This is a genomic window from Bacteroides sp. 224, from assembly GCF_010500995.1.
In the GTDB taxonomy this organism is placed as follows: domain Bacteria; phylum Bacteroidota; class Bacteroidia; order Bacteroidales; family Bacteroidaceae; genus Bacteroides.
This window is the reverse complement of sequence record NZ_QVMK01000006.1, coordinates 1-16145: the sequence shown is the minus strand read 5'-3', so window position 1 is coordinate 16145 and position 16145 is coordinate 1. Positions and strand designations below refer to the sequence as shown.

Annotated in this window: 10 protein-coding genes; 6 read left to right on the top strand and 4 right to left on the bottom strand. The window is 39.4% G+C overall.

Annotation, left to right across the window (positions count from 1 at the left end; genetic code table 11):
- Positions 1-102: 102 nt before the first annotated feature.
- Complete coding sequence (locus tag D0T60_RS05145) at positions 103-549, top strand: DUF1896 family protein (protein WP_163217084.1); 447 nt, start codon at positions 103-105, stop codon at positions 547-549.
- Positions 536-6409 carry an N-6 DNA methylase gene (locus tag D0T60_RS05140; protein ID WP_163217083.1) on the top strand — a complete coding sequence of 1958 codons (5874 nt, stop codon included), beginning with the start codon at positions 536-538 and terminating at the stop codon, positions 6407-6409. Before D0T60_RS05145 ends, D0T60_RS05140 begins: the two co-directional genes overlap by 14 nt.
- Positions 6410-6488: 79 nt before the next feature.
- Here the strand turns inward: D0T60_RS05140 and D0T60_RS05135 are convergent, their stop codons facing one another.
- The 3 genes from D0T60_RS05135 to D0T60_RS05125 all read right to left on the bottom strand — a co-directional run bounded on the left by D0T60_RS05135 (position 6489) and on the right by D0T60_RS05125 (position 8306).
- Complete coding sequence (locus D0T60_RS05135; RefSeq protein ID WP_163217082.1) at positions 6489-6797, bottom strand: helix-turn-helix domain-containing protein; 309 nt, start codon at positions 6795-6797, stop codon at positions 6489-6491.
- 9 nt (positions 6798-6806) lie between these two features.
- Positions 6807-7139 carry a helix-turn-helix domain-containing protein gene (locus D0T60_RS05130; RefSeq protein WP_163217081.1) on the bottom strand — a complete coding sequence of 111 codons (333 nt, stop codon included), beginning with the start codon at positions 7137-7139 and terminating at the stop codon, positions 6807-6809.
- 303 nt (positions 7140-7442) lie between these two features.
- Positions 7443-8306 (bottom strand): RteC domain-containing protein, encoded by an 864-nt coding sequence (locus tag D0T60_RS05125; protein ID WP_163217080.1) that lies wholly within the window; start codon positions 8304-8306, stop codon positions 7443-7445.
- A gap of 739 nt (positions 8307-9045) precedes the next feature.
- Between D0T60_RS05125 and D0T60_RS05120 the strand changes: the two genes are divergently transcribed.
- Entirely contained in the window at positions 9046-10662 is a 1617-nt protein-coding gene (locus D0T60_RS05120) for a HAMP domain-containing sensor histidine kinase (RefSeq protein ID WP_163217079.1), read from the top strand.
- A gap of 334 nt (positions 10663-10996) precedes the next feature.
- Here the strand turns inward: D0T60_RS05120 and D0T60_RS05115 are convergent, their stop codons facing one another.
- On the bottom strand, positions 10997-11905 hold the full coding sequence (locus tag D0T60_RS05115) for an AraC family transcriptional regulator (RefSeq protein ID WP_163217078.1): 909 nt from the start codon (positions 11903-11905) through the stop codon (positions 10997-10999).
- 158 nt (positions 11906-12063) lie between these two features.
- Between D0T60_RS05115 and D0T60_RS05110 the strand changes: the two genes are divergently transcribed.
- From D0T60_RS05110 to D0T60_RS05100, 3 genes are read left to right on the top strand one after another with little or no spacing between them, the layout of a single operon-like run.
- Entirely contained in the window at positions 12064-13380 is a 1317-nt protein-coding gene (locus D0T60_RS05110) for a TolC family protein (protein ID WP_163217077.1), read from the top strand.
- Positions 13381-13403: 23 nt separating this feature from the next.
- A complete protein-coding gene (locus tag D0T60_RS05105; RefSeq protein ID WP_163217076.1) occupies positions 13404-14438 on the top strand; it encodes an HlyD family secretion protein in 1035 nt (344 codons plus the stop codon).
- 3 nt (positions 14439-14441) lie between these two features.
- Positions 14442-16022 carry a hypothetical protein gene (locus tag D0T60_RS05100; protein WP_163217075.1) on the top strand — a complete coding sequence of 527 codons (1581 nt, stop codon included), beginning with the start codon at positions 14442-14444 and terminating at the stop codon, positions 16020-16022.
- The last annotated feature ends 123 nt before the right edge of the window (positions 16023-16145 follow it).

Below are 16145 nucleotides of genomic sequence, written 5' to 3'. Positions count from 1 at the left end.
TTTCTTGTGTGAAAGAAATTTTTGGTGTGGCGCTTCGGGTGGGAACCCGGAGCGCTTTTTTAATTCCTCCTTTCATTTATTAATCACCAAAAATTTCATGTTATGACACCGAAAAACAAGTACCATAAGGGCGAACTGTCCTACTACGAATTGTCCCTCTTATCCTTTCTCCGTGAAGATTTTCCCGAACGTGCCAAAGATGTAGAATTTATCCGTGAACGAGCCGACCATGCAGCGGAAACTTACAACCAAGCCATAAAAAATGGTCATTCTCATATAGAAGCGGAAGAACTGGCTTCGGATGAATTGTTCAAGGGATTGGCATTTTCTCCCTACAACACCCTTGTAATTATCCTTTGGAATGAGTTCTCGGAAGAGATTCCCGAAGACGATGCAAAAAGTGTTGCTCTTATGGTTCTGCCGATTTGCAGCGAAATATTGGCAAAATATTCTATTTCAGACGATTTTATAGATACGCCGGAATACGACCTTTTGTACACGGAGCTTACCGGAACCATTCAAATACTGTTGGAAGATGGCAAGCTTTAATAAGAAGGTGCATTTGCGCCAAAATATCGAAGCGATAAAGACCGCCTTTATGCTCGATAAAGAGAAACGTACCGCGACTCCTGTCGAAAGGGAGGTGCTTTCATTATACAGCGGCTTCGGGGGAATCAAAGCTATTTTGAACCCGCCGCCAAAAGAGACGTCTATCGAACGCTGGCCGAATGCCGACCGCGAACTCTATCCGCTTATCCAAGAACTGCACGAGGTTTTGGAGGAACATTCTCCCGACAAAGCGACATATAAAGCATACTGCGAAAGTCTGAAAAACTCCGTAATGACCGCTTTTTATACTCCGCCTGAGGTTGTTTCCGCATTATCGGAAGTGTTAGATAAAACAGGTATCAAACCCAATCGAATAATCGACCCGAGCGCAGGAACCGGTATATTTGCTGAAGCTTTATCTCGCCGTAACTCCGGCGCAGAAATCTTCAATTTCGAAAAAGACCGTCTAACAGCAAATATCCTCCGCAACCTTCGCCCCGACGACCTTACAACAAGTGGCGGTTTTGAAAGTATTCCTGTTAAATATAATGAGTACTTCGACCTTGCTGCAAGCAATATTCCTTTCGGGGATATATCGGTTTTTGATCCTGCATTTTCCACGCACCGAGACCCGGCTCGCCGTCAGGCAACCCGCAGCCTGCATAATTATTTCTTCCTGAAATCCGTCGATACGGTGCGCGAGGGCGGATTAGTGGCGTTTATTACTTCACAAGGAGTTATGAATGCCGAGCAAACCCAACCTGTTCGGGAATACCTCATGAACAATTGCAAATTGGTTTCCGCCCTACGGCTTCCCAACAACCTTTTTTCGGAAACGGCAGGAACAGATGTCGGCAGCGACCTCGTTATCCTACAAAAATACGCCGGCGGTGAACAAGATACCGAGCGTAAAATGAATTTTATCCAAAGCCGCAAACTCTCCAACGGCATAAGCGTAAACAATACATTCCGTTTATTCGACCGAGTGATCCATACCGATGTGAAAGTCGGAACCGATCCCTACGGTAAACCGGCTATGGAGTTCACCCACGCAGGCGGCGTGAACGCTATTGCAGATGAAATAAGCCGGAAGCTATCCGAGGACTTTTCCAAATACCTCGACAGGGAGCATTTCCTTATACATGCTCCGCAACCGGAAGGGCAGAGTTTTACTAATCCTACCCATTCCGAGAGAGAACAACAGCAGGCTGTCCGGGAAATGGAAGCGGAAGGGTATCGCTTAGATACCTCCACAGGAGAATTGACAGAGTTATCAGTTACCGAGCAAAGGCAGAGCTTAAATGCTTCTGTAACGGAACAGGATAAATACCAACCAACTCCACAAGATTTGGCAGAATATGGGGCTTACGCCGAAGAGCAAGACCGTAAGCTTTGGAACGAACGTCCGCCACAACCCGAAGATTTCGATAACAAGGAGCCGGAGCAACTTCAACTGTTCGGCATTCAACCTACGAGAACAGAAGAACAGCGTATTCCTAAAATTTCCCAACCAGATTTCCGTCAGTCGCTTTTTGACGAAATTGAAACCGATGTAAAAACGAAGCCCATAAAGGAAGAGAAACCACAATCAGTTACACAAGAGCCGCTCATAACGCTTTACGACCTTTTTGGTTTTTCAGAAGAAGAACGGCGACAGATTAAACGTCCTAAGCGCAGACGTTCGTCGAAGTCTAAAGAAAAGACAGAACCGGAGTTGCCATTTATGGATTGGCGGGAAGAAATGGCATACAATGCAGCCAAAAAACGGTTACAAGAAGAGAAAGAGAGTAAGCAAACACCTGTTTCCAAAAATCGGAATGTCTATCCGGTGGAGGATGCCCGACAAGCGGAACACCAAGAACAACTTCGAAAAATCGAACAGGAACAGCGGGAAGAATTTTTGAAACCGCAGCCTTTCACAGCAGAGTTATTGACCCATTACCGTGAAGGCTCATTGGTAACGGACGATACAAGCCGTGTCGGGTACTTGCGGAATATCGACGGACTTCAACCGATGTTCCACCCTTTGGATATAAATGAACAACAAAATAGTAAAGCTTCTCTCTATATTGAGATTCGGGATACTTACCACCATTTATACCATAATGAAGCCGACCGTTTGGAAGCCAATCCCGCTTTGCGTGATATGCTGAACCGCCTGTATGATGATTTCACCGGTCGCTATGGACGGCTCAATGAAAAGAAGAACCTCGACCTTATCAAAATGGATGCAAGAGGAACGGAAATTCTGTCTCTCGAACGCTATATAGACGGAAAAGCAGTCAAAGCCGATATTTTCAACCACCCCGTAGCGTTTAATCCGAACGAGATAACCTCGACCGATAACGCCCACGAAGCATTGGCGGCTTCACTCAACAGATATGCCGGAGTGAATCTCGGCTATATGGCTTCGCTAACGGGAGGAACAGCAGACGATATTCGGGATGAACTGAAAGGGAAAATTTATTTCAATCCGCTTGTGGGCGGTTATGAAGTTGCCGATAAGTTTGTTTCGGGCAATGTAATCAGCAAGGGCGACGAAGTGGAACGTTTCTTAGAGCGGAATCCCGGACACCGTGAGGCGGAAGAATCGCTCCGCGCCTTGCGTGAAGCCACACCCAGACCGATTGCGTTCGATGACCTTGATTTTAATTTTGGTGAGCGGTGGATTCCTGTCGGGATATATAATAAATATGCTTCACACCTTTTCGACACAGACGTAAACGTTCATTACGCCGCCAGCCGAGACGAGTTCAGTGTAAAGTCCAACCGCACGAATGTGAAAATCTCCGACCAGTATGCCGTCAAAGCCTCAAGCCGCACTTATAACGGTTTGGCTCTGATGAAACACGCCCTGCAAAACACTTCCCCCGACATAACAAAAAACGTACGGAAGATGATAGACGGAGAAATGCAGGACGTAAAGGTGCGCGACGGAGAATCAATCCAACTTGCCAATACCCGTATTGATGAGATGCGTGGAGGCTTTTCCGACTGGCTTCGAGAGCAATCTCCGGAGTTCAAAGACCGTCTTGCCGATCTTTACAACCGCACATTCAATTGTTTTGTCCGTCCCCAATACGACGGCTCGCACCAAACTTTTCCCGGACTGGACTTGAAAGGTTTGGGCATTCCCGACCTTTATCCCAGCCAGAAAGATGCTATTTGGTTGGATAAACTAAACGGCGGCTCGATTGTCGATCATGAAGTAGGGGGTGGCAAGACCTTGATTATGTGTTGCGGGGCATACGAAAAGAAACGCCTCGGATTGGCAAACAAACCGATGATCGTGGGACTGAAAGCCAATATCCATGAGATTGCCAAAACATTCTGCACCGCCTATCCGAACGCCCGTGTTTTATATCCCGGCAAGGAAGATTTTACGCCGAAGAACCGAGGGCGGATTTTCAATGAGATAAAAAATAACGATTGGGATGCCGTCATTTTGACCCACGAACAGTTTGGTATGATACCGCAGTCGCCCGAAATACAGCGGGATATTTTACAATCGGAATTGGATTCCGTAGAGGAGAACCTCGATGTGTTACGCCAGCAAGGGAAGGAAGTATCCCGTGCCATGCTGAAAGGTTGTATCAAACGTAAAATGAATCTGGAAGCCAAATTGCAAGAGATTACCTATAATATTGACAACCGTAAGGACGATGCAGTGGATTTTCGCCGTATGGGCATTGACCACCTCTACATAGATGAATCGCACAAATTCAAGAACCTTACCTTTACTACCCGCCACGACCGTGTGGCAGGTTTAGGTAATTCCGATGGAAGCCAACGAGCACTCAATATGCTTTTCGCCCTTCGCACCATTCAAGAGCGGACAGGACGGGATTTGGGAGCAACCTTCCTTTCTGGGACAACCATTTCTAATTCGTTGACCGAACTCTATCTTCTATTCAAATACCTCCGACCACAAGAACTGGAACGACAGAATATCAAAACTTTCGATGCGTGGGCGGCGATATTCGCCAAGAAGACTATTGATTATGAGTTTTCGGTAACCAATGAGATCGTTCAGAAAGAACGCTTCCGCTACTTTATCAAAGTGCCTGAACTGGCTCAATTTTACAACGAGATAACCGACTACCGTACAGCCGCCGACATTGGAATTGACCGTCCTGTAAAAAACGAGATACTACATAATATCCCGCCGACACCGGATCAAGAGGATTTTATCGACCGTTTGGTACAGTTTGCCAAACATGGGGATGCAACACTTTTGTTCCGCGAACCTCTATCCGATAGGGAGGAAAAGGCTAAAATGCTGATTGCTACTGATTATGCCCGCAAAATGTCGCTTGATATGCGGATGGTCGATCCGTCCTTTGAAGACCATGTTGACAACAAGGCTTCCCATTGCGCCCGGATGATAGCGGGTTATTATGAGAAACATAACGAGCATAAGGGAACGCAGTTCGTGTTCAGTGATTTGGGGACGTATAAACCCGGCGAGTGGAACGCTTATTCGGAGATTAAGCGTAAATTAGTAGAAGATCATGGCATACCCGCCCATGAAGTCCGTTTTATTCAAGAAGCAAAAACGGAAAAAGCCCGCAAAAGCATGATAGAGGATATGAACAGCGGGAAAATTCGTGTTTTGTTTGGCAGTACGGAAATGCTCGGAACAGGTGTAAACGCCCAGCAACGAGCGGTTGCCGTCCACCACCTTGATTGTCCGTGGCGACCGTCTGACCTTAGCCAGCGCGATGGCCGGGCAATCCGCAAAGGGAATGAGGTAGCCAAACTATATGCCGGAAACAAAGTGGATGTTATCTTATATGCGGTGGAAAAATCGCTTGATGCTTACAAATTCGGGTTACTTCATAACAAGCAACTCTTTATCCAGCAGCTAAAGACCAACAATCTTGGAGCGCGTACCATTGACGAGGGAGCAATGGACGAAAAAACGGGGATGAATTTTTCTGAATACGTGGCGATTCTTTCCGGCAATACTGAATTGTTGGAGAAAGCACGCTTAGAAAAGAAGATAGCTGCCCTTGAAAGTGAAAGGCAGGCGTTTGTTCGCGGAAAATCGTCCAGCCGTTATAAATTGGAGAATATCCTTTCGACGGTGGAAAAGAATAATGGGATCATTGAACGCATTACTAAGGACTTGGATAATTTCAAATCCCAAGTCCGTACCAATGAAGACGGTTCATATCGTAACCCGATACAATTGAACGGTGTCATAGGGAGCAATCCTCAATTAATCAGTAAAAAACTAAATGAGATTGCCGATAACGCGCGAACACTTGGACAACACGAGCCTATTGGTAACCTGTATGGTTTCTCGCTTTATGTAAAGAGTGAGACAACCAATAAAGACGGATTTGATTTTGTACAGAACCGTTTTTCTGCTCGTGGTGCGGGAGAGATATTCTATCATTATAATAATGGTCAAATTGCCAACGACCCGAAGCTGGCTTCACAAAACTTCCTGCATGCGTTGGTGGATCATATTCCACGCCTGTTGGAGAAATATAAGTCGGAAAATGAGAAACTCTCGAAAGATATTCCTGTTTTGAAAGAAGTCGTGGAAAGTAATTGGCGGCGCGAGCCGGAACTATCGACATTGAAATCGGAAATGGTAGCTTTGGAGCGGAAAATTGGGCAATCACTCAAACCGATTGAAGACAGTAATGGGCAAACAGTCGAGCCTGCTAATGATAATAAGCAAACGTCTGCGATTATGGAGCAGTGGCAGGAACGACCCGCTAACAATATTTCTGAACACTTACAAGGGATTGTAGATAATGTGGGCGGCAAGACTGCTGTCTCCACACCCAGAGCAAATTATGTCCAGAAAACGCCCAATACCATTCCTTCAAAGGGAATGAAACTCTAAACAAGAAAGCCGCCCTTTCAAAATAATGATTTGAATCGGGCGGCTCATCTGCAATCAAAGAGTAGAAAACAAAAAGGGCTTATTTCTTATTAATATTTCGAAACTTGCTAAAATGAGTTTCAATAAAATGCATTACATCGGACTCTTTGTAATAAGTCTTGTGATAAATCATTTGAAAGGGTAGTTCACCGGAAGAACGGTAACGTTGAAGCGTTCGTTTACTCACATTGAGCATTTGGCATAAGTCATAATTATCCAAAAGCATATCACCATCCGGTAATAACGGACGGGATTTTCCCTGCGAAGGAGGATATTGTTTTTCAAGAATGTCGAAACGTTCCATGATACGCTGCATCCAGCCGTCGAAGTATTCTTTTTCGATAAACATACGCCTTGCTTATTCTTGAGGAACGGTAATTACTCCTTTTTGAGCCAACTCACCCAATGATTCGCAGTCGCGCCTAATATTACGGTCTTTCAAGAACTGCTTTATTGCCGCGATACTGTAATAAGTCTTGTGCCCAATAATAGAGTAGGCGATATTTCCATTACTGCGATAGCGCTGCAAAGTTCGTTTGCTTACTTTTAAATAAGCACAAACAGTTTGTGTATCAAGCATAGGTACATCTTGATTCACAACTTCTTTTTTTTCTTTGATAAATTTTTCGATAGCGTTAATACGCCCGACCAATGCCTTGTAGGCTTGTGATTCCATCACGATTACTTCCATATTTTATAGAATTAAAAATTAGTGACGGCAAATGTCGAGAGATTATATGAGCAATATTCACAAGTTGGGATTACTTTTTTCTCAATATAAATAAAATGTACTGAAAAACAAATACTTAAGACTCGACAAGAACACTTTAACGCTATTTTTTATAAATAAAAGATAGGGGTTGTAAAATAACAAAACAACCCCTATCTCGCATTTTCACAGGAAGTTATACCTACTTCCCGAATTATTCTCTTTCACAGAAAATATACAATGAACCAGAAAATATTATAACAATTATACTATTTTTTGGCAAAATTATTCATCTTTCCAATCTTTTTTCCCCGGTCTGTTCTTTTTGATCCGTTTTTTTATTTCTTCACGAAGACGATCAAGGAAAGAAGTCAGTTCTTGACGGATACGTATGTCCGAGAAAGTTCGTGAAACGTTACTTCCTAAATCAATGTTGAACACGCATTCAAAATAGGTGACAATTTGATTCAACATTACTTTCCCATGATTGAAACATCCTGCCGTATCTAAAGCGTAAATTAATTCGACAAGATCTGTTTTTGTTCCTGTCCATGTCAGTTTTACTTTAGGGAGGGCTCCTATACTCTTACCTTGAATATTGTCTAATGAGTCTAACTCACAAAGCAGATAAGCTTGTAACATGTCATTGGCTAATATTTTTGCAACCTTGAAATCATAAATAGTTGAAAAATTAGGATCCCGTTCATAATAAAACGAATCAAGAAACTGTTCCATGTCAGGATTTTCCCGAGTAAAGTAAATTGAATCGGAACAAGTGCCTCCTGATCGATAATAACGGTAAAAGTCAAGGATTTTACTTTGATATTCTTGCGTTGAATCCAATTTACACCTTAAATACTCTTTCTGTTTTTCAATTGTAGCTACCGGACGGTCAATTTCTATATTGTACACTTTCCGATAATAAATAAGGTAGCAAAAGAGTTTAGGCTTTACCTCCTTAAAAAAGTAGATTTCCTCTTCTTCGTCTTTGAAAGAATACTGACTGATAAACGTTTTCAAACGTTCAAAAGCATTACCTAACACAAGGGAAGAGTCAAGACTTTTCTTTAAAATGTTCTTGTCTTCCGCCTCAATCCGATCAATTTTTTCACGGATTTCTTTTTGAAGTTTTTCTGCAAAATTCTTCATGATTATAAATTAAAAATTAATAAAAAGCACTGATTTTCAGTGCCAAATTTCATTATGATGAATTTATAACTTTTCACTTGTGTTTTCGTAAAAATAAAAATTGCAGATGTTTCGAAAACTTCTATTTATAACTTGAAACTCGATTTTATTCAACCAGATATACCTAAGTCGTTGGTTTATTTACAAAAACTAGTAAATAGCATCTTATATGTTCGCTGTAATATAAAATGCAAAATAAGCACTATTGTAAAGAAAGAGTGACAAAAAGTGAATCAATGATGATTATTTATTCACATATAAAGACATAGGCAACCCGGTTTACCTTTTAGGAAGGAAAATCGTTCGTTCGAAGAAGAGAACAAAATATGAAAAAATATTTTGCTTCTTAAAAAAGAATGGGTATCTTTGTGTCCAAGAGTTATTTGAAAGCATGAAAAACGAAGCGTATCTGAGCGCTTTTCTATTTACTTATCCATTGCCCTTTTCATGCGGAAAGTTTTTAATCTTCTCTAAATCTGACATTTCATTCAGATTACTACAAATGTATATAAAATTACGATTTCACCTCGATTTTACCCTTATAAAAGAGAACACGAATGAATGCCGACAATGACACTATAGTTATTACAACTACAAAGAAACCATTCCCCAATTTTATGGAATAATCTATTGTTGTCTTTTAATTTTGATTTTTTATCTTTGCATCAACAAAGAGCTCATTTTAAGGAACAAAGAACACATGGTTGAAAACAAAGAAAGCTTAAATGATTTTGTACTCCGGTTTATTGAAAAGATAAATAGTGAAAAACCAATTGAACAAAAAATTAATGATTTGCTAGCCCAAACTTGTGAGCATTTTCATTTTAAGCGCGGATTTGTTTATCAAACAGACGGATTTCGCTTTTTTTATTTAAAAGAAACAATCGGCAATGAAGATAAAAAAATGCGTGATCGATTTGAAACAGACCAAATGAGCACCATGCATTCTAAAGTAATGCAAGAAAAATCTCCTTTTTATACCATTCGAACGCCAAAATCAGCTCCTGAAGTTATTGATGTTCTAAACTTTCATGGAGTTGATTCCATACTTATAAGACATTTTAAAGATACAGAAGGAAAAGTTATCGGTTTCATTGGATTTGCCGACAGCGAAACTAATATTCTGTTGAACGACAAAGAGTTAAATGCCATTGAAGTAACCACTGGCTTATTGTCGAAAGAAATAGCTATAAGAGAATATCAGGAAAGAGAAATACGAGCCAGCAAAACACTGGAAAGTATTATGAACAACATGGGAGTAGATATATACGTAAACTCTTTTGACGATCATGAGATGCTTTACGCTAATACATCTATGGCTGCTCCTTATGGAGGTATTCAGAACTTTATGGGCAAAAAATGCTGGCAGGCTTTATATAAAGACAAAACAGGCGAATGCGAATTCTGTCCTAAAAAGCACTTGATTGATGAGAATGGAAATCCAACCAAAGTATACTCATGGGATTATCAACGCCCATTTGATAAATCATGGTTTCGTGTATTCAGCGCCGCATTTTCCTGGACCGATGGCCAGATGGCACATGTTATTACCAGTGTGGATATCACCAATCAAAAAAATATAGAAGAACAACTCCGGATAGCCAAAGAAAAAGCAGAAAGTTTAGATCGACTAAAATCTGCTTTCCTGGCCAATATGAGTCATGAAATACGTACTCCTCTTAACTCCATTGTAGGATTTGCCAGCCTTCTTGTCGACTCCGACGACAAGAAAGATCGTAAAGAATACATTGATATCATGCAGGAAAATACGGATTTACTGCTTCAACTAATATCCGACATTTTAGATCTTTCCAAAATTGAAGCCGGTACATTGGATTTCAATATGGGATATGTTTACATCAAAGAATTCTGTGAAGACATTATTCGTTTGTACGAGGTAAAAGAAGACAAGAAAGTACCTGTAGTTTTTGATAGCAATTCACCTAACTTCCTTATAAATAGCGATAAAAAACGATTAATGCAGGTGATCACCAATTTTATAAACAATGCATTAAAGTTCACCACCGAAGGCGAAGTAGTGTTAGGCTATTACTTGAAAGAAGATAATATGCTTGAGTTTTTTGTGAAAGATACAGGTATGGGCATTGCTTCAGACAAAGTGGGTCAGGTATTCGATCGCTTCGTAAAATTAAACTCTTTCTCCAAAGGAACAGGATTGGGATTATCCATCTGCCGAAGCATCATTGAGCAATTACATGGAACCATAGGTGCAGAGTCGGAACCTGGAGTAGGTTCTCGCTTTTGGTTTACTCATCCTTATAATGAAGAACTTGAAAAAGAAATTTTAGGAAACTAAGAAACTGTTTTCATCTTTCATATACTATACTTTTAAGATCACATATACCCATTGGCGGAATTAACTATGAACATCTACTTATCCCCAAAGCTATGCACGTTTCTGATTCTGCTTATATAAGAATATCGAAGAGGTAAAAGTGTTCGGTTAACTCCCTGCAATACGGTTTTTTGTTTTGCTGCAAAAAGTGTTACCGACCAGTACTGGTCGGTACTACCGAGTAGTACTGGTGGGGAGTACCGACCAGTACTGGTCGGTAAAGGTAGTTTGCAAGGAGTATAAATTTAGTTTAGTCAGACCTAATTGACATTGTTGTACACCTTATTAATATGATTTATCTATCTGTGAATTTTCTTTTTCTGAAATCTTTGGGCGATATATCTGCCCGACGCTTAAAAAATTTACCAAACGAAGACTGGTCTGCAAAATTCAATGTAGCCGCAATTTCTTGTATCGATAGTTTTGAATGCTCCAACAATGTACGTGCTTCACTGTAAAGCATTTCATAAATAAAATCAGTCACGCTTTGCCCGGTACTCCGCTTTACTATTAATGTAAGATAATGAGATGATATATTTAAGCGGGAAGCATAGAAATCAACTCCATGCTCCTTTCGGTAATGGGTTACCAATAATTCTATAAACAATTTGATAATACTTTCATAACGGGTAAGGCTATCCTCTTCGTTAAAAGCTGTTTGAATATCTATTATATGACTCAAATCAAGATAAAAGGCCAGCAAAGTATTTAAAATAACTTCTTTATAATAGAGGTGGGTTGTATTTGAAATAGCTTTATCAATGGCCAACAATTTTTCATGCAATAAAAAAGCTTCCTCTTTTCTTAAAGACAATACCGGTTTATTAAAAAGCTTAACTCCATATCTTATTCTTTTATTAATCATATCGGTAGAATCCATCTCATCGGTAAAATCTTTGCCAACAAACAGACATAAGCATTTAAAATCATCACTACACTCACTTAAACTAAATAAATGAGAGACAGATAAAACGACTATTGTATCAGGAACAATGTTATGTGCCTCATGATTAGACGTAAGAATAGCTTTTCCGGATAAAACCAATATAGAAATAGATGCATTCAGGATAACAGGAAAAGAAAAGTTAGAATCAACCCTATATTTATCGAGTATCACACAGTTTATTTTCTTTCTTACTTCGTTCTCCGGCAACGAATCAAAGAGCAAATCACTTATGTTTTTGATATTAATAAGCTTCTTCATATACTTTCATTAATAGAATACACAAAGATAATTCAAAAGTCATCAGTTTCAAATAAAACCAATTTCAAACATTTTAAAACTTTCCTGTATTTTGTTTTTTCAAGAACTTTGCAACCACATTCAATAGTAAGGATAACAAATCAATCGAAACATATATTATGAACAAAATCCGGACGGCCTTAGTAGTTTGCCTACTAAACGGCCCTACTCTTTTATGGTCTCAAGAGTTTAAAATACATAAACTGAACATTGAAGAGATGTTTGAACTTGCAGAGACAAACAGCAAAAGTATTCTCACTTTTGATATTGCCGAAAAAGAAGCCGCACAAGCCATTAAGGTAGCAAAAACGACTTTATTACCCGACATAAATCTTTCACTCTCGGCAAGTTTTCTGGGTAATGGGCGAATTATGGATCGCGATTTCTCCAACGGCATGGACGCGCCCATGCCACATTTTGGAAATAATTTCTCGATAGAGGCTTCTCAAGTATTGTATGCGGGAGGTGCTATTTCGGGAGAAATATCTATGACAAAAGTCAGGCATCAACTGGCACAACTTGAAAAAGATAAGAACAGACAGGATATTCGCTTTTTACTCACCGGTAATTATCTGGAACTCTATAAGTTAAATAACCAACAGGAGGTTTATCTGAAGAATTTAGAACAAACTCAAAAGTTGCTCTCGGATATTAAAGCCAAACAAAAAGAAGGACTTGCTTTACAAAATGACATTACAAGATATGAGTTGCAACTTAAATCACTGGAATTGGCATTAACACAAGTGCGCAATACTCAAATTATACTAAATAATCAACTTGTTACTGTATTAGGACTCCCGGAAGAAACAATTATTGAAGTTGATACTTGTTTCCTTAAAGAGTTACCCAACTTATCATCGGAAGTATATTGGCAACAGACTGCTATTGAAACATCTCCTATTCTTCAACAAGCTCAGTTAGGTATTAAGCAAGCCGGCTACAATGAAAAGGTAGTTAAAGCAGAAAAACGTCCTTCACTCGCATTATTCGCCGGAAACTATTTGGACGGTCCCATTACCATCGAAATACCAACGATCAATAAAAACTTTAATTATTGGTATGTAGGGTTAGGCATTAAGTACAACCTTGCTTCATTATACAAAACAGGAAAAAAGAACAGGCTTGCCAAACTATCCACTCAAAAGGCTGCCGAAAACGAGTTACTGACACAAGAGCACCTGCAAACAGAAGTAAAAGCTTGTTATGTGCGCTTCATGGAATCTTTTATGATTCATGATACACAATTAAAAAGTTTGGAATTAGCTGTGCGAAATTATCATGTTATAAACAAACGTTATCTAAATGATTTGGCATTAATCACAGATATGTTGGACGCAAGTAATTCCAAACTAAATGCCGAATTACAATTAGTAAACGCCAAAATCAATATCATCTTTAATTATTATAAGCTTAAAAAAGCTGCCGGAAATTTATAATCTAACAATAAACAATAAGAACAATGAAACTCAAAAAGAAAAAGTTAATTTACAATATAGTAGTCGGAATCTTAATTGCCATAGGCATTGGTTGGGTATGTGCTCGTTTCATACACTTAGGAAATGTAGAATTTACCGACAACGCACAGGTTAAACAGTTAATTATCCCGGTAAATTCGCGAGTGCCCGGATTTATTTCTAAAATTTATTTTGATGAATACAGTTCGGTTAAGAAAGGAGATACTTTAGCTATTATCGAAGATACTGAATTTCGTTTCCGTTTGGCACAGGCCGAAGCCGACTACCAAAATGCATTAGCCGGAGAGTCTGCCATGAGCACAATTATTCATACTACTCAAAACAACATCAGTGTATCTGACGCAGGAATAAAAGAGGCCAAGATACGTTTAGAAAATGCAGAAAGGGAATACAACCGATATAAAAACCTTTACGAGGATGAAGCCGTTACCAAGCAACAATATGATGCCATAAAAACCAATTACGACGCTTCTAAAGCTCGTTATGAATTGCTCATTCACCAAAAACAATCGACTACACTCTTCAAACAAGAACAAACCCAACGATTAGACCAAACAATTGCCGGAGTAAAACTCGCCGAAGCAGCTTTGGAACTAGCTAAGTTAAACCTTTCTTATACAGTCATCACTGCTCCATGTTCGGGAACTACTGGTAGAAAGAATATACAGGAAGGCCAGCTCATTCAACCCGGTCAGACCATTGTTGATTTGGTAGACGACAATGACAAATGGATTATTGCCAATTATAAAGAAACCCAAACAGCCCATATTAAAGAAGGGCAAGTAGTTGACATTAAAGTAGATGCCATTCCGGATGTCACATTTAAAGGAACTGTGAAATCTATCTCACGTGCTACAGGCTCCAGTTTTTCTCTGATTCCACAAGATAATTCGGCTGGTAATTTTGTAAAGGTGGAACAGCGTGTTCCGGTTCGCATAGAATTTACTTCGGATGATGAGCGGAAAAATATTTCCCTTTTAAGATCGGGGATGAATGTTGAATGTATCGTTAATTATTAATTTATGCACGAAACAGGTCCTTTTTCAATTCCGTCCATTCGTAGTTTCATTCCCGAAAAAGTAAAACCATGGATTTTAGTGGTCTTCGTCATTATCTTCCAACTATCAGGGGGTGTTTATCTGGCTGCCGTTAGCGAGATGGTTGGTTCATTGGCTCTCATGCAGGAAGATATTATGATGGCAGGTTACGCCTCGATGGTTGGCATGGCTTTAACCTTTAACATTATGTTCCGGCTGAAATTTCGTTTCTCGTCTAAAGTAGGATTATTAACGTGTTCTGTTGTACTTATTATCTGCAATCTCCTATGTATGCACACCAGCAGTGTACCTGTATTAGTAAGTGTTTGTTTTGTTGCAGGTATTTTCCGGATGTGGGCTACCTTTGAATGTAACTCCACAATTCAACTTTGGATTACTCCCAAACGAGATCTTTCGGTATTTTTCTGTTATATCTACTTGTTGGTTCAAGGATGCATTCAACTAAGTGGATTAACTACTGTTTATACAGCCTTTCTATCCAAATGGGAATATATGCACTGGCTTGTTATTGGATTGTTGGGAGTCGTTATGATTATTACTATAATAGCTTTCCGCACCTACCGTTCTATGAAGAAGCTCCCTCTTTTCGGAATAGATTGGTTAGGAGCCATCTTATGGGCAGCCATTATTTTATGTATCATATTTATATGTAATTATGGAGAGTATTATGATTGGTATCAATCAATCTATATCAGAATAGCCACTGTTGCAGCTATTATAATGCTAATTTTGAATGTATGGCGAGCAAGCTTTATTCGTCATCCATACATAGAGTTAAAGACATGGAAGTTCAGAATAGTATACATTACTTTAGTATTATACATTCTTATAGATATCTTGTTGGCTCCCTCACATTTGTTGGAACATGTTTATATTGAATCTATACTGAACTATGATTCCCTACATACAATTTCTCTGAATTGGATTGTACTTTTAGGTGTTGTAGTTGGTAGTATATTTACATATCAAACATTTGCTCGTCGCAAATGGCGTTATAAAACTATGACTTTGATTGCTATTACAGCTATATTGGGTTATTTAATGATTTTATACTTTACACTTGATTATAATCAATCGAAGGAATCATTGTTTCTACCCATATTCTTACGCAGCTTTGGCTATGTAATCATTGCTATCTGTTTTCTTACAGCATTATCAAGGGTACCATTTCAACAGTTTTTTCAGGCAATCACCATTCAGGCTTTTATCAGTGCTTGCATTGGAGGTGTATTAGGAACGGCTGTGTTAGGACACTTTTTTAAGGTAGCCATCAAAAAAAATGCTATGCTATTGGGGAGTACACTCGATCATGTTAATCCGCTTGCTTCTTGTATTCCGAGAGGTGAACTTTATGGGGTACTTTACCAACAGTCTGTTATGGTATCGATGAAAGAACTCTATGGTTGGCTGCTACTTTTAGGGATTTTCTGTTTATTAGTGTTTATGATTAAAGAAAGCTCTATTAGTCCTAAATCTGCTTTCCACCCCACTTACAGAAGAATACGAAGATTTGTAAAACATGAATTGAGAAAAGACAAAATATAATCTTGTCACTCTATTAACGTAACTTATGTCTTTTTGTAGATATGGTTGACTCTTTAACGACTCAACCAATGAAAGAAAAGAAGTCCAACGATGCTCACGCTTTTCATTTTCGGATTCGTGAGA

Coding starts and splice junctions, on each gene's coding strand:
- D0T60_RS05145 (WP_163217084.1), top strand. CDS start 103: ATGACACCGAAAAACAAGTACCATAAGGGCGAACTGTCCTACTACGAA.
- D0T60_RS05140 (WP_163217083.1), top strand. CDS start 536: ATGGCAAGCTTTAATAAGAAGGTGCATTTGCGCCAAAATATCGAAGCG.
- D0T60_RS05135 (WP_163217082.1), bottom strand. CDS start 6,797: ATGTTTATCGAAAAAGAATACTTCGACGGCTGGATGCAGCGTATCATG.
- D0T60_RS05130 (WP_163217081.1), bottom strand. CDS start 7,139: ATGGAAGTAATCGTGATGGAATCACAAGCCTACAAGGCATTGGTCGGG.
- D0T60_RS05125 (WP_163217080.1), bottom strand. CDS start 8,306: ATGAAGAATTTTGCAGAAAAACTTCAAAAAGAAATCCGTGAAAAAATT.
- D0T60_RS05120 (WP_163217079.1), top strand. CDS start 9,046: ATGGTTGAAAACAAAGAAAGCTTAAATGATTTTGTACTCCGGTTTATT.
- D0T60_RS05115 (WP_163217078.1), bottom strand. CDS start 11,905: ATGAAGAAGCTTATTAATATCAAAAACATAAGTGATTTGCTCTTTGAT.
- D0T60_RS05110 (WP_163217077.1), top strand. CDS start 12,064: ATGAACAAAATCCGGACGGCCTTAGTAGTTTGCCTACTAAACGGCCCT.
- D0T60_RS05105 (WP_163217076.1), top strand. CDS start 13,404: ATGAAACTCAAAAAGAAAAAGTTAATTTACAATATAGTAGTCGGAATC.
- D0T60_RS05100 (WP_163217075.1), top strand. CDS start 14,442: ATGCACGAAACAGGTCCTTTTTCAATTCCGTCCATTCGTAGTTTCATT.